12 protein-coding genes are annotated in these 15,684 nt (G+C 44.7%); 5 read left to right on the top strand and 7 right to left on the bottom strand.

Annotated features, from left to right (window positions below; genetic code table 11):
- Positions 1-631: 631 nt before the first annotated feature.
- Together nhaB and dsbB are read left to right on the top strand one after the other, a co-directional pair.
- The gene (nhaB, locus tag OH463_RS14590; protein WP_009698498.1) at positions 632-2,218 is read left to right on the top strand and encodes a Na(+)/H(+) antiporter NhaB; all 1,587 of its coding nucleotides are present in this window, start codon (positions 632-634) and stop codon (positions 2,216-2,218) included.
- 85 nt (positions 2,219-2,303) lie between these two features.
- Positions 2,304-2,840: a disulfide bond formation protein DsbB gene (gene dsbB / locus OH463_RS14585; protein WP_017189373.1), complete on the top strand. Its 537-nt coding sequence runs from the start codon at positions 2,304-2,306 to the stop codon at positions 2,838-2,840.
- A gap of 81 nt (positions 2,841-2,921) precedes the next feature.
- On the opposite strand, the gene OH463_RS14580 is transcribed toward dsbB, so the two are convergent.
- Entirely contained in the window at positions 2,922-3,530 is a 609-nt protein-coding gene (locus OH463_RS14580) for an SEC-C metal-binding domain-containing protein (RefSeq protein WP_005444758.1), read from the bottom strand.
- Between the two features lie 187 nt (positions 3,531-3,717).
- Between OH463_RS14580 and dusC the strand changes: the two genes are divergently transcribed.
- On the top strand, positions 3,718-4,677 hold the full coding sequence (dusC, locus tag OH463_RS14575) for a tRNA dihydrouridine(16) synthase DusC (protein ID WP_005444756.1): 960 nt from the start codon (positions 3,718-3,720) through the stop codon (positions 4,675-4,677).
- Positions 4,678-4,742: 65 nt separating this feature from the next.
- On the opposite strand, the gene OH463_RS14570 is transcribed toward dusC, so the two are convergent.
- The 6 genes from OH463_RS14570 to yfbV all read right to left on the bottom strand — a co-directional run bounded on the left by OH463_RS14570 (position 4,743) and on the right by yfbV (position 11,799).
- Positions 4,743-6,203, bottom strand: a complete 1,461-nt coding sequence (locus OH463_RS14570; RefSeq protein WP_017189371.1) for a sensor domain-containing diguanylate cyclase — start codon at positions 6,201-6,203, stop codon at positions 4,743-4,745.
- A gap of 113 nt (positions 6,204-6,316) precedes the next feature.
- Positions 6,317-8,143, bottom strand: coding sequence for a maltodextrin glucosidase (gene malZ / locus OH463_RS14565; protein WP_269991521.1), 1,827 nt, complete (start codon positions 8,141-8,143; stop codon positions 6,317-6,319).
- Positions 8,144-8,283: 140 nt separating this feature from the next.
- Entirely contained in the window at positions 8,284-9,078 is a 795-nt protein-coding gene (locus OH463_RS14560) for an ABC transporter ATP-binding protein (RefSeq protein ID WP_005444750.1), read from the bottom strand.
- Positions 9,075-10,010, bottom strand: a complete 936-nt coding sequence (locus tag OH463_RS14555) for an ABC transporter permease (RefSeq protein WP_005444749.1) — start codon at positions 10,008-10,010, stop codon at positions 9,075-9,077. Before OH463_RS14555 ends, OH463_RS14560 begins: the two co-directional genes overlap by 4 nt.
- Positions 10,011-10,065: 55 nt before the next feature.
- The gene (locus OH463_RS14550) at positions 10,066-11,031 is read right to left on the bottom strand and encodes an ABC transporter substrate-binding protein (protein ID WP_239969973.1); all 966 of its coding nucleotides are present in this window, start codon (positions 11,029-11,031) and stop codon (positions 10,066-10,068) included.
- A gap of 315 nt (positions 11,032-11,346) precedes the next feature.
- Positions 11,347-11,799 (bottom strand): terminus macrodomain insulation protein YfbV, encoded by a 453-nt coding sequence (gene yfbV, locus OH463_RS14545; RefSeq protein ID WP_005444743.1) that lies wholly within the window; start codon positions 11,797-11,799, stop codon positions 11,347-11,349.
- A gap of 345 nt (positions 11,800-12,144) precedes the next feature.
- On the opposite strand from yfbV, the gene OH463_RS14540 reads away from it, so the two are divergent.
- Complete coding sequence (locus OH463_RS14540) at positions 12,145-13,341, top strand: acetate kinase (protein WP_005444740.1); 1,197 nt, start codon at positions 12,145-12,147, stop codon at positions 13,339-13,341.
- Positions 13,342-13,479: 138 nt separating this feature from the next.
- Positions 13,480-15,645 (top strand): phosphate acetyltransferase, encoded by a 2,166-nt coding sequence (pta, locus tag OH463_RS14535; RefSeq protein WP_005439640.1) that lies wholly within the window; start codon positions 13,480-13,482, stop codon positions 15,643-15,645.
- Positions 15,646-15,684 lie beyond the last annotated feature (39 nt).

Below are 15,684 nucleotides of genomic sequence, written 5' to 3'. Positions count from 1 at the left end.
TATCCAATCTTGATTTCTAAGGGTCGATACGACTCATCATACCACTACTTAACGATTTGCGAAAATTAACGATCAATAAATGAAACGAAATCTCAATATAGAGTTAATACTCTACATATATTTTCAATTTAAAACGTTAACCACTTGGAACCAAACGCGCAAAATTTATATTTTGAATAAAATGTACAGACCACAAACTCAGGAAAAATAAAGCCTACCTCGTCACACTTTTCTGCTCAAAATATGCAAAATAAATTTGTGTTTTACGATTAATATTCTTTCTTAATTTATCTTTTCTAGTAATTGACTTGGTTTTAAATTCCAAGGTGATTTTTTTTAATCTTTTCGTGGTATAGTAACGCCGTTTTGATCGCGTTATTACAAATAAAAAGCAGTTTTAGTCGGCAGCATCACGTTTTGTTATTGACTAATAAATGCCGGGGTGTAGAGTTGCGGTCGAAAGTGAGCGGTGCTTAAGTTCAGGGGAAGTAACTTGGCAAGACTACAGTAAAACAATGGATTGTTGTTTTTCTAAGTTATTGTTTTAAAAGACTAAATAATAAGTCTAACAAACAGATACTTAAGCACTATTGTAGTGTCTATTCATAATTTTGTTATAAAGAGAATTATCATGCCGATGTCGCTCGGAAATGCCTTTATCAAGAATTTCCTTGGTAAAGCGCCTGATTGGTACAAAGTTGCCATTATAGCCTTCCTAATTATTAACCCGATTGTCTTCTTCCTAATTGACCCATTTGTTGCAGGTTGGTTGTTAGTTGCGGAATTTATTTTCACACTAGCAATGGCGCTTAAGTGTTACCCACTTCAGCCAGGTGGTTTACTTGCAATTGAAGCGGTCGCTATCGGGATGACTAGCCCTGCCCAGGTGAAGCATGAGCTAGTTGCGAATATCGAAGTACTTCTACTATTGGTATTCATGGTTGCCGGTATCTACTTTATGAAGCAGCTTCTGCTGTTCATCTTTACAAAGATCCTGCTTGGTATTCGTTCGAAAACGCTACTCTCCCTCGCGTTCTGTTTCGCCGCAGCATTTTTGTCAGCATTCCTAGATGCACTGACTGTAATCGCGGTAGTTATCAGCGTAGCGGTAGGTTTCTACTCGATTTACCACAAAGTCGCTTCTGGCAACCCAATTGGTGATCATGACCATACTCAAGATGACACGATTACTGAGCTAACACGTGACGACCTTGAGAACTACCGTGCTTTCTTGCGTTCACTATTGATGCACGCAGGTGTGGGTACCGCGCTTGGTGGTGTAACAACCATGGTTGGTGAACCTCAAAACTTGATTATTGCTGACCAAGCAGGTTGGTTCTTTGGTGAGTTCTTGATCCGCATGGCTCCAGTAACGCTGCCTGTATTCTTCTGCGGTCTGATTACTTGTGCCGTTGTTGAGAAGCTTAAAGTGTTTGGTTACGGTGCGCAGCTGCCTGATAACGTTCGTCAGATCCTTGTAGATTTCGACCGTGAAGAGCGCAAGACTCGTACTAACCAAGACGTTGCAAAACTATGGGTTCAAAGCCTAATCGCGGTTTGGCTGATTGTTGCGCTAGCGCTTCACTTGGCAGCCGTTGGTTTGATTGGTCTTTCAGTGATTATTCTAGCAACATCGTTCACTGGTGTTATCGAGGAACACTCAATGGGTAAAGCGTTTGAAGAGGCACTGCCTTTCACCGCGTTACTTGCTGTTTTCTTCTCGGTTGTTGCGGTAATTATTGACCAAGAACTATTTAAACCTGTGATTGACTCTGTACTCGCAGTAGAAGATAAAGGCACACAGCTCGCTTTATTCTACGTAGCAAACGGTCTGTTATCGATGGTATCGGATAACGTGTTTGTTGGTACGGTTTACATCAATGAAGTGAAAGCGGCATTGATGGAAGGTTTGATCACTCGTGAGCAGTTTGACCTACTAGCAGTAGCAATCAACACAGGTACTAACCTACCGTCAGTTGCAACACCAAACGGTCAAGCCGCATTCCTATTCCTACTAACATCAGCACTGGCACCATTGATTCGTCTATCATACGGTCGCATGGTGATCATGGCGCTTCCTTACACGGTTGTATTAGCGCTTGTTGGTCTGATGGGTATCATGTTCTTCCTAGAACCAGCGACAGCATTCTTCTACGATGCAGGCTGGATTGTACCTAGTAGTGGTGATCTAGCTCCAGTTGTGTCAGGTGGACACTAAAAATTTGAGTTGATTAGGAAACTTATCCAAGTTAAAAAGCTCTGAGTAATCAGAGCTTTTTTATATTTCAAACAGGATCGTAATCGTGAGTATTTTTGCATCACTAAACCAGTTTTCGAAGGGACGCTTATCTTGGCTCCTCCTTCTTTTAGCTATCATCTTTTTTGAAGCTTGCGCCCTCTTCTTCCAACACGTAATGATGCTGGCACCTTGTGTCATGTGTATTTATGAACGTGTCGCTATGATGGGGATTGGCGTGGCTGCCATGATTGGTCTTGTTGCACCCAATAACCCATTAGTACGTTGGATTGCGCTCGCCGCATGGGGAGCAAGTGCTTACAAAGGCTTGATGTTAGCGATGCAACATGTGGACTATCAGTTCAACCCATCGCCATTTGCAACGTGCGATTTGTTTGTCACATTCCCTAGCTGGGCACCATTAAACCAATGGGTTCCGTGGATGTTTGAAGCATACGGCGATTGTGCGAAGATCGTTTGGCAGTTCCTTGGTCTTTCCATGCCTCAGTGGCTTGTGGTGATCTTTGCAGGTAACTTAGTCGCCCTTGCCTTTATTGTGATTGCCCAGTTCTTTGGCGGAAAGCGTAAAAACCCTATTCAGTAACGCTCCAACTGATTGCACTAAAAGCAGATTAAACCAATCAAAAAAGCCGACCTCATGGTCGGCTTTTTATCTTTAGTTCAATTACTTACCACAGCACTGCTTGAACTTCTTACCACTATCACATGGGCAAGGGTCATTACGACCGACATCCTTAAACGGATTCAAGCTCTTGGATTTTTTACCTACCATTAGCTCATCAGCACCAAGCGCCACTTCGTTAATCATCAAATCAAGCTGATCAATAAAATCCATTAGTGCTGGCGGAGTTTCAATACCCGCATCACGCATTTGCTGTTGCGTTTGCTCTTCATCAATCGCTAGCATCATTGTCGTAAGCAAAGCTTGCAACATACGCTCTAAGCCATCGTTGAGCACGACATCATGCCATTGCTCTTCAATCATGGACCATACAGACATAAAACCTTCAGCAAAGTCAGCTAACTGATCTGAATCATCGTTGGTCAACGCGAGAATCGAGTACTCATTTCTCAGGATGTAATTGTGTTGTTTGTGAATTTGCTCTTCGATGACAGGCTGAAGAGCTTTAAAGCCCTCACCAAGCAGTGGCTCTAGCCACGTTTCTGGCGCTAATGGTTTTGTGGTTAGGTTAGCAGCAAGCACTGCCCCTTCCAAAAACAATGAAGACTCATCGAACTGAACTTCACCTTTCTCAATTAATGTGTATTGCATGACATCTGGTTTCTCATAAATTTGGCGGCATTATACCCCAGAGCTTATACCCAAGTAACCTCGAGATGCTTGGGTATATAGGTTGCTCGTTGATGTCACTCGATGCTGATGAGTCTTTTAATGACAAACTTCACTCACATCGCTACAATCGCCCTCTTTTTTCCCACCAAAGTGTATTAGGTAAACTATGCGAGTTGTATTAGGTCCAATGGAAGGCGTTTTGGACCATTTGATGCGCCAAATCCTGACCGAAATTAACGACTATGATCTGTGTGTGACAGAATTTGTTCGAGTGATCGATCAGCTTTTACCTGATCACGTATTCCACCGTTTGTGTCCAGAACTTCTTCAAGGGTCACAAACCGCGTCTGGCGTACCTGTTCACGTTCAATTACTTGGACAAGAGCCTAATTGGATGGCAGAAAACGCAATCAAGGCGGCAGAACTTGGTGCTCGTGGCATTGATCTTAATTTCGGATGCCCTGCTCGATTGGTGAATAAAAGTAAAGGTGGAGCGGCTTTATTGCAGCATCCGGAGTTGATCCATAACGTTGTAAAAGCGTGCCGTGACGCGGTACCTACGGATATTCCTGTTACCGCAAAAATCCGTTTAGGTTGGGAAAACCCTGAAGACTGCTTTGAAATCGTTGACGCGATTCAATCTGCTGGCGCGAATGAGTTAACGGTTCATGCTCGTACAAAGCAAGGTGGTTATAAAGCTTCTGAAATCAAATGGGAATACATCACAAAGATCCGCGAGCGTTTTGATATCCCGTTAATCGCAAATGGCGAGATTTGGAATTACGAAGATGGTCAACGCTGCATCGAAACGACTGGCGTTGATTCTCTGATGGTTTGCCGTGGTGCCTTTAATATCCCAAACCTTGGTAACATGGTGAAATACGATCATAAGCCAATGGCTTGGTCAGAAGTTGTCGAGCTGCTGATTTACTACTCTCAATTTGAGATGAAGGGCGACAAAGGTCTGTATTACCCTAACCGCGTAAAACAATGGTTCTCCTATCTACGTCAAGCTTACCCAGAAGCCAACGAGCTATTTAGAGAAATCCGCACGTTTAACAAAGCCGCGCCTATTGTTGAACATATTCAGCGCTACCGAGATGAGTTGCAATCTCGCGTCGCTTAGCGCGGAATAAACCCATTAGTACATAAAAAAGGGCGATGATATCGCCCTTTTGTATTTCTCTATTCTTAATAGCAAATCTTGTTCTTGCCCGTGCTCTTCGCCTCGTAAAGCTTTTCATCGGCAAGTTTGAATAGCTCATCAAAGCTTTCCAGTTGAGGAGAAGACTGAAACTCAACCCCTCCCGACACTGTGAACCCACCAGACACTACTTTTCGTGAGTTTTTAGCAATTGCGCTTCGCACACGCTCTAAGATGCGAAGCATACTGTCAAAGTCTTCATCATAAATCGCTAAGACAAACTCTTCGCCACCAAAACGGGATGCGACGTCCGAGTGGCGGATGTTCTCGCGTATGCACTTTGCAACCAGACGGATAGCATCGTCGCCGACATCATGACCATGTGTATCATTGATTGCTTTGAAATCATCGATATCAAACACTGCGAGCGCAACATGTTTTTTGGTCATTTTATTGCGCCAAACCGCTTGTATGCCACGGCGGTTTAGCAGCCCCGTCATTGGGTCTTTTGCCGCCAGTTCTTGGAAATAACGGCGCTCTGTACGGGTATTCACTAAGAACAAGGCCACAGTACTCAGTACGTAGATGAAAAACGCTACAGCCACGCTGTACTTTTCAAAGACTAATAAATTCTTAAATTCATCCCACCAATTGTATTCATAGAATATGCGATGATTTGAGCTCAAACGCTCATGTTCTATTGGCTGTAAACGGATTACATGCTTAGGTATGTCCATCATTCCAGAGATGATATGTAACTTACCTATTAGGTTTTCATTCGTTTCAAGTAAGTTATCCACATCAAAATCTATGGATAAAACGCCTTGGTGTTTACCCTTTTCGTAGATAGGTACAGTCAGGCTCACTACTTGCCCATCGTGCCGATCTAACATCGGTGCGGGACCAGACATGGTTACTTTGACGGTTTCCTGCGCTGTTTTCTGCCAGAAAGGTCTCGCCTTTAAAGTCTCCCAAAGTGCTTTGGAAAAGTACTGAGCGTAAGTATCTGGAGAAGAAATAACATACCCACGCTGATCAATATAGTGAATACCAATCACATGTGATTCAATATCATGTAGAAATGACAAAGACGGAGCAAAGCCTGCTTTTTGTTCTGCCAACTTAAACAGTTTAGTTCCTGGTTCACACAGTTCTTTTTGTCCAACAATCATGTAGTCAAGCTCAACGGCAGGCAGACCTCCGGAGTGCTTGTTTTCTAAAAGCAGCACATCAATCGGCCAAACAAAACACAGATCATTTTTGATCATATGATTGTGCTCTTGAAACAGAGGGTGAGCTGGGTTGGAGTAGTTAACAAAGCTGTAATCCAGCGCCGTTAATACTTTGATAGCACGATTAATAGCACGATCAACTTGCGCGTACTCTAATGTAATGTAGCGATTCATCGCGTCGTAGTAGTTCTTTGCAGTCACCACCATGACGGCAAGGAATAATAGTAGGGGGAAGAAGATGACAAACTTGAGGCTAAATCGCCTTTTAGTACCCATTGAACACCATTGATTATAATAATATCAGCCCTTCGAAAGCTTAGGCTATCGAAGGGCTATTTATAGTTTTTCACTTATGTATTCATAAATTTTAATAAAGAAGGCGCTCGAAGTCACTCCATCTGCCATACTTTGCAGTTCATTGCTGGGATATTGACAGAAAAATGACGTTCAACAGGCATTAGTTCACCTTTGTCTAATAATTGATGCAGGTGTTTAGCATTTAAGCCAAGTTGCCACAATGGTAGGTTAACATCTTGGTCACTGTTGCTAAGGTTAAATGCCACAACTATTGCTTCATCTTGCCATTGACGCACATATGCCATGACTTGCTCACCACAATGAAGCCATTGTATGCTACCACATTGTAGTGCCTTGTATTTCTTACGGATTTCTATCCATTCCTTATACAAAGGTAACCATTTAGAAGTCGTTATTTGGTCCCAAGGGAAACAACGTCGGTTGTCTGGGTCGAGCCCTCCCTCTAGTCCAACTTCACTGCCATAATAAAGACAAGGTGTTCCAACGTAAGTCATCAATAATGCAAGCGCCATTTGCATTTTTTCTTCATTTCCATTTAATAGCGTCAGAAAACGGGCGGTATCATGACTGTCTAATTGATTAAGCTGCGACAGCTGATTTGCAAACGGTACTTTGGCACGAGCTTCATCTACCCATTCTTTGAAATCCAACGCATTGATATCAATCGGATCATACATAATGTCTTGTTTGGCAAATAACGCACGTACAGGGTGGGCAAAGCCATAATAGTTCATCGCTCCATCTTCTTGTCCACCTTGTAGCCACTGCGTTGCCTCAAAGAAGTGTTCACCTAACACATATGCATTCGGATTGGTGGACTTAGCAGCTTGACGGAAAGCTTCCACATAGTGGGCATTATTCTTCGCACCATCGCCCTCGCCTAACATATGGATAACGTCGAAGCGCCAACCATCTACACAATACGGAGGTTTGAGCCAATGTTTGATCACAGCTTCTTCACTTTGATAGATGTAATCACGTACCTGTTCATTTTCGAAATTGAGAACAGGGAGGTTACCAATCCCTTTCCAGCCAATATAGTTGTTGGTTTGACCTTCGAAGAAGTAATAATCTCGGAAATCTGAATTGGGATTTCCATAAGCACCCTGACCTTCTTGCTTGATATCAAACCAAGGATGATGAACAGACGTGTGGTTAAACACAGCATCCAAAACAATCTTCATTTGTTTGCCACGAATTTGCTCACACAACTGCGCAAACTGCTCATTCGTGCCAAACATAGGGTCAATCTGGAAGTAATCCGTTGTGTCATATTTGTGATTACTTGGCGCTGTAAAAACTGGGTTAAAGTAAAGTGCTGTTACACCCAGACCGGATAGATAATCCAGCTTTTGTTCAATACCTTTTAGATCCCCACCAAAGAACTCGCGAGCCCCCGTATTTTGGTGCGTTCCAACGGCATCTCCCCACGCCTTCACCATGGCACTTGAATCGTGATGTGCATAAGCATTTTTTATAGCGGTATGCTCCTGACTAGCAGCAAAACGATCTGGGAAGATCTGATAGAAGACTTGCTCTTGAACCCAGCTTGGCGGCTGAGATTGTACGTTTAACTTAAAGTGAAACTCTTTGGGCGGAACGCGCTTATGCACACCTCTCGCGTCTAACCAGAACTGGCTCGCCCCCTTAACAAGTTTAAACACGTAATGTGTCACGTCTCGATCTTTGTTTGGAGCAAACTGACCTTTCCACAACTGCAACTCACCAGCTTTACCATGAGGCTGCATCTCAATGAGATATTCTTCATTATCAGGCTCGCACCTTACATGGATGCAATCGAATTGGGTGTCATCCGTTTTGAGAACGACGGTCAGCCGTTCACCATCGAATTCAAGACCATCTTTCGTTTGGCTATGGAAGATAAATGGAAGGGACATGGCAAGTGCTCTTTGTGTTGGAATATTCCACTATTTTAATAAAGAGCTTCTGCCTAAAAATCCTCCTTTTAAAAATACCGTATGGGTCATTTTCTTAAGGAGGATCACGTTTGGTAGGCGTAGTCGATGAGCAGTCAATGCTAGTTTAGTAGGAGACTATCGTCAGCCAGCTCTTCTCCGCGCACTTTAGAGAACATTTCAAGCAAGTCGGGAACTTGCATATTTTTACGTTGCTCCCCTGCCACATCTAGCACTATTTCACCTTGGTGAAGCATGACGGTTCTGTCACCACACGCTAACGCGTCTTTCATGGAATGCGTCACCATCATCACAGTAAGGTCGAACTCAGTAACAATGCGTTTAGTTAAATCAATAACAAACGCTGCCATACGAGGGTCCAACGCGGCGGTATGCTCATCAAGCAACAACAGCTTACTGTCTGAAAGTGTTGCCATTACAAGGCTGACAGCCTGTCGCTGTCCTCCTGAGAGTAGACCAATGCTGTCACCTAAGCGATCTTCTAACCCCAAGCCAAGAATGCTGATACGTTCCTGAAACAGCTTACGGCGTTTAGTAGAAAGAGCCATTCCCCAACCACGACGTTTTCCTCGCATGTAAGCAAGCGCCATATTTTCTTCGATGGAAAGCTCGCCACATGTACCAGCCAATGGGTCTTGGAACACCCTCGCACATTGAGTAGCACGCTGAGCAACGGTTTTCCGTGTCACGTCTTTCCCATCAATGATCACCTTTCCGCCAATCATTGGCGTTTCCCCCGTCACGGCTCCAAGTAGAGTTGATTTCCCCGCACCGTTAGAGCCAATCACCGTAAGAAATTGATGCTCAGGAACCTCTAGGGACACGCTCTTTAAGGCTCGATTTTCTAAAATCGTACCAGGGTTAAACGTCACCTGAATGTCATTAAGTTCAATCATAGCGCCTCCCCTGAGCCGTTTTTGGATGCCGCTTGTTTGGCATTACTCACTCGCTGCTTTGCTTTCATCCTCTGTTTAAGTTTCGGTGCAATTAGAGCGACCGCCACCAGCACCGCTGTCACCAGATTTAGATCCGATGCTTGCAAACCAAACATGCCGGAACTCAGCGCAAAAGCAACCGCCAGACGGTACAACACCGAACCAATAATTACCGCGCAAACAGCAACCCAGATTTTGCGTCCTGGAATCAAAGTCTGACCAAGGATCACCGCCGCTAAACCAACCACAATCGTCCCTACACCAGACGTGACATCGGCAAAGCTATTTGTTTGAGCAAACAGAGCCCCAGCAAAACCCACAAATCCGTTGGATAATGCCAAACCAAAATACGTGTAGAATCCCGTACTGGCTCCTTGTGCCGCGACCATTCGAGCGTTTACGCCTGTTGCTCTTAACCCTAAACCAAAATCACTATTTAGAAGGCGCACAACAAATAACGCAGAGAGTAAAACCAATACGCCCACGACCAATGGTCGGATGTACATCGCATCTCCCATGGCTTCAAAAGGCGTCAGAATCGTATCTTCGCCCAGTAGCGCCATATTCGGTTTTCCCATGATGCGGATGTTGATGGAAAATGCCGCAATCATGGTCAGGATTGAGGCAAGAAGATGAAGGATGCCGCAACGAACGGCAAGAAAAGCGGTGACCCACCCGGTCATGCCACCAGCGATTATAGCCAGTCCCGTTGCTAACCAAGGGTTGATACCCGCAACGATGGCTGTTGCTGCAACAGCCGCCCCCATAGGGAAACTACCGTCAACGCTTAGGTCCGGAAAGTCAAGAACACGAAACGTAAGGTAAACGCCCAAGGCGACCAAGCCGTAGATAAGCCCTATCTCGAGCGCACCAAAAAAAGCAAATGCAGACATAACTGCTCCTTTCTGCATAGATCAGGTCGGTAGAACACCGACCTAAAAACAACGCTTACTGCATACTAGTTGCACGTTTCACAACAGAACCTGGCAATTGAATACCAAGCTTACTTGCCGCGCCTTCATTCACGACAAGATCTGAGCCTGTCGCCACTTTTACATCTAACTTACCCGGATCTTGCCCTTCAAGAATAGCTGCCACGTAATCGGCTGTTTGAACACCGACTTGGTAGTAGTCAAAACCTAAGCTTGCGATAGCCCCTTTCTCAACATATGACGTCGCGCCTCCAAATACCGGTTTCTTCGCTTGGTTTGCGGCAACGATCATTCCTTCAATCGCGCTTGCAACCGTGTTATCTGTTGGTGCGTAAATGATGTCCGATTTCGCTGCAATAGCTTGAGTTGCAGATTGTACATCTGCGCTTTTCAGTGCCGTCGCTTCAACAACTTTTAATCCTTTTGACTCTGCGCTCTCTTTCAATAACTGTACCAAGGTGACGGCATTTGCTTCCCCTGGGTTGTAAACCACGCCAATGGATTTCACCGAAGGTAAGATTTCCTGAATCAACGCAACGTGCTGTGCGACCGGAGATAAATCAGAGAGTCCTGTGACATTCTTTCCTGGTTGACTCATCGATTTGACCAACTTGGCACCAACAGGGTCCGTCACTGCAGTAAACACAACAGGAATAGAGCGAGTCGCAGAGACCAAAGCTTGTGCTGATGGCGTTGCTATACCAACGAGGACGTCTGGGCTTTCTCCTACATACTGGCGTGCGATCTGAACGGCGATTGCTGGATTACCTTGCGCTGTCTTGTAGTCAAACTCTAAGTTCTTCCCTTGTTCATACCCTTTGGCTTTCAGACCGTCTAACAACCCTTGACGAGTTGCATCCAAAGCAGGGTGTTCAACAATCTGTGATACCGCGACTGTCGCGGTTTTAGCCAGAACGCTAGTGGAAGAAAAAGCCGTGGTCGTAGCAAGAATAGCAATGGCGAGTAAACGTTTTGTTTTCATCATGACTCCTTGATGTTTCTTCGTCCTTGAACTGCAAGCACAATGTTGCTGACGTACTCACGAGTCTTTGAAGTAGAAGATGGGATGTTGTGTTTATAGCTGCGCACTTTTTGTGCATCTAATTATCATTATTAACGCTAAGTCTCAGGAAAGAAAAGTAAGATTTAACAACAAAGTAACATTTGTGATCTCACAATCGGCACGAGAGGCGGTGATTACAAATAAGCAAAGAGTAAAAAACCATGTTGCGGGCATAAAAAATGGAGTGGCTAAAAGCACACTCCATTTCAATGAGTTGATGACCGAACAAGAAGATTAGAACCAACGCTCTAATGAAGTCTTATCCAGTTGGCGAAAAGCTCGGTTTAAAATTACTGCGAGCTCTTTATATCTTGGACGCGCTTTAGCAGGCTCTAAAGCAAATCCTGTTTCGGTAATTTTTTGGTGCAGCTCTCGATACCACGATGCTAAGGCAGGTGGCAACTTAGTATTGGAACGGCTGCCCAACCACCACATGCCTTGCAGTGGCATGCTGATTGCGAACAGTGCAACCACAATGGCTTGAGGAAGCGCATCATAATTGTTAAAAGCCATTTGAGTGAGCACACTGATTGCTGCAACCGCTGGCATCACTTTAATGCCAAAGCGTGTTGCTTTAATAATGCGTTGTTCGGGAAAAATGGCGTTCAGCTCTTTACGAACCGGCCAGATCTCCATGTAACTCTGGCCGTCTTTCAGGCTATGGATCAATCCGACTTGTTTGCTCATACCGCTCTCTCACTAAAAAATAGTTGAACATTTCAACTGAAGGCGCAAAAAATTGATGAAAGTTAATATTCTTTCAAAATTTTTTTGTTATCATTGCCTATTATCGCTATCCTTTGCAGACCCTCAATCTCATTGTTGCCGTTATTTACAATTTAAGCAACTCCGAGATTTTATTCTGCACGGATCGCTTCATAGTGGTGGATGGGTTCATCACTATTCATTTATACGGAATTAGAACAATTTTTGACCAAGATTAGTACGCACCCTTGGCGGTATCGTCTATTCTTGTGATTAATTTTTCATCCTTTAACTGATTTTGATCAGACGAATAACAGGTAGTCACACATGTCTAAGCTAGTTTTAGTTTTAAACTGCGGTAGTTCTTCTCTTAAATTTGCTGTTGTTGATGCAGAAACAGGTGCAGAGCACCTATCAGGTCTTGCTGAATGTCTTCACCTTCCTGAAGCACGTATCAAGTGGAAACTTGACGGTAAACACGAAGCTCAACTAGGCAACGGTGCAGCACACGAAGAAGCACTAGCGTTCATGGTTGAAACTATTCTTGCTTCTAAGCCAGAGCTTAAAGCTAACCTAGGCGCTATCGGTCACCGTATCGTACACGGTGGTGAGCAGTTCACTCAATCTGCACTAATCACTGATGACGTACTAAAAGGTATTCAAGACGCTGCGACTTTCGCACCGCTTCACAACCCAGCGCACATCATCGGTATCGAAGCTGCTAAACACAACTTCCCAGAGCTTCAAAACGTTGCTGTATTCGACACTGCGTTCCACCAAACTATGCCTGAAGAGTCTTTCCTATACGCTCTTCCATACAAACTATACAAAGAGCACGGTATCCGTCGTTACGGCATGCACGGTACTTCACACCTATTCATCACTCGTGAAGTTGCAGGCCTACTAAACAAGCCAGTTGAAGAAGTAAACATCATCAACTGTCACCTAGGTAACGGTGCTTCTGTTTGTGCAATCAAGAACGGTCAATCTGTAGACACTTCTATGGGTCTTACTCCTCTTGAAGGTCTAGTAATGGGTACTCGTTGTGGTGATATCGACCCAGCTATCGTATTCCACCTACACGACGCTCTAGGTTACTCTGTTGAAGAAATCAACAACATGCTAACTAAAGAGTCTGGTCTTGCTGGTCTAACTGAAGTGACTTCTGACTGTCGTTTCGTTGAAGACAACTACGGTGAGAAAGAAGAAGCAACTCGTGCAATGGACGTGTTCTGTCACCGTCTAGCTAAGTACGTAGCTGGTTACACTGCTTCTATGGAAGGTCGTCTAGACGCAATCACGTTCACTGGCGGTATCGGCGAAAACTCTGGTCCTATCCGTGAAATGGTTCTAAACCGTCTAGGTATCTTCGGTATCGAAGTTGATGGTGAAGCTAACCTTAAAGCACGTTTCGGCGGTGAAGGTACTATCACTACAGCTAACAGCCGTATCCCAGCAATGGTTATCTCTACTAACGAAGAGCTAGTAATTGCTGAAGACACTGCACGCCTAGCAGGTCTTTAATAGATTGAACTGGCTAGCCACTCGGCTAGCCAGTTTTTCTTCCAAAAGAATTTCTTAGGGGCTTAACTCCTATTCTCTGAATTATTCATGGAATAAGAGTTGAGCTTTTATCCCCCAATAGCTAAAGGTACTCTACGAATGTCTCGTACTATTATGCTTATCCCTGCAAGTGCTGGTGTTGGTCTAACTAGCGTAAGCATGGGTGTTCTTCGCGCAATGGAGCGCAAAGGCGTTAAGGTTTCTTTCTACAAACCAATTTCACAGCCACGTTCTGGCGGTGATCAACCTGATCTAACTTCAACTATCGTTGGTTACAACAGCGATATGAAGATCGGTCAACCACTAGCGATGTCTGTTGCTGAAAGCCTAATCGGTAACGACAACATGGACGAGCTGCTAGAAACTGTTGTTGAGCGTTACAACCAAATCAACAAAGATGCAGACGTAACGCTTATCGAAGGTCTAGTACCAACTCGTAAGCACCCATTCGCTAACCAAGTGAACGCGGAAATCGCAGCGACTCTAGGCGCGGAAATCGTTCTTGTTGCAACTCCTGGTACAGATAACCCAGCTCAACTTAAAGAGCGCATCGAAGTAGCATGTTCTAACTTCGGTGGTACTAAGAACAAGAACATCTCTGGCGTAATCATCAACAAGCTAAACGCACCTGTTGACGAAGCTGGCCGTACTCGCCCTGACCTATCTGAAATCTTTGACGATGCAGACAGCGCGAAGCAAAACGAAATGAAAGTGATGGAAATCTTCAACACTTCTCCAATTCGTGTACTAGGTTGCGTGCCATGGAGCATCGATCTGATCGCTACTCGTGCTATCGATATGGCTCAGCACCTAAATGCTGACATCATTAACGAAGGTGACATTGCGACTCGTCGTATTAAGAGCATCACTTTCTGTGCACGTTCTCTGCCAAACATGATTGAGCACTTCAAACCAGGTTCTCTACTTGTTACTTCTGCAGACCGTCCAGACGTAATCGTTGCGGCAGCACTTGCAGCAATGAACGGTGTTGATATCGGTGCAGTTCTATTGACTGGTGGTTACGACATCCCTGAAGAGATCACTGGTCTTTGTAAGCCAGCGTTCGAAACTGGTCTACCGATCTTCAAAGCACAAGGTAACACTTGGCAGACTTCTCTAAACCTACAGAGCTTCTCTATCGAAGTACCTGCAGACGATAAAGAGCGTATCGAGTTCATCAACGAGCACGTTGCTGGTCACATCGACGGTAACTGGATCGAGTCTATGACTGAAGGTACTCAGAAGTCTCGTCGTCTAAGCCCACCAGCATTCCGTTACCAGCTAACTGAGTTCGCTCGTAAAGCTGGTAAGCGTATCGTTCTTCCTGAAGGTGACGAGCCACGTACAGTTAAAGCTGCGGCTATCTGTGCTGAGCGCGGCATCGCTGAATGTGTGCTTCTAGGTAACCCAGACGAAATCCGTCGCGTTGCTGCACAACAAGGCGTTGAGCTAGGTGCTGGCGTAACTATCATCAACTCTGATGAAGTTCGTGAAAACTACGTTGCTCGTCTAGTTGAGCTACGTGGCGCGAAAGGTATGACTGAAGTTGTTGCTCGTGAGAAGCTACAAGATTCAGTATTCCTAGGCACAATGATGCTTGAGAACGACGAAGTAGACGGTCTAGTTTCTGGTGCGGTTCACACCACAGCAAACACTATCGTTCCTCCGTTCCAAATCATCAAGACTGCACCTGATGCGTCTATCGTATCTTCTGTATTCTTCATGCTGCTACCTGACCAAGTATTGGTTTACGGTGACTGTGCGATCAACCCAGATCCAACAGCTGAACAGCTTGCTGAAATCGCTATCCAATCTGCTGATTCTGCAGCGGCATTCGGTATCGACCCTCGCGTTGCTATGATCTCTTACTCTACTGGTGAATCTGGTAAGGGTGCAGACGTAGATAAAGTACGTGAGGCGACTAAGATTGCTCAAGAGAAACGTCCAGATCTAGTGATCGACGGTCCTCTACAGTACGATGCAGCGATCATGGAAAACGTGGCAGCTTCTAAAGCGCCTAACTCTCCAGTAGCAGGTAAAGCAACAGTATTCGTATTCCCAGACCTAAACACTGGTAACACGACTTACAAAGCGGTACAACGTTCAGCAGACCTAGTATCTATCGGTCCAATGCTGCAAGGTATGCGCAAGCCTGTAAACGACCTATCTCGCGGTGCACTAGTAGACGATATCGTGTACACAGTTGCTCTAACTGCGATTCAGGCAGATCAAGCTGACCAAGCAAAAGAAAAAGCAGTTAACTAATAACTTCGCTTCTTCCAAAATAATAAAACCTCGCCACGG

This window comes from Vibrio sp. NFR (assembly GCF_027587095.1).
Classification (GTDB): domain Bacteria; phylum Pseudomonadota; class Gammaproteobacteria; order Enterobacterales; family Vibrionaceae; genus Vibrio; species Vibrio harveyi.
Note: the sequence above shows the minus strand (reverse complement) of the source record. Positions and strands in the feature narration are given on the sequence as shown.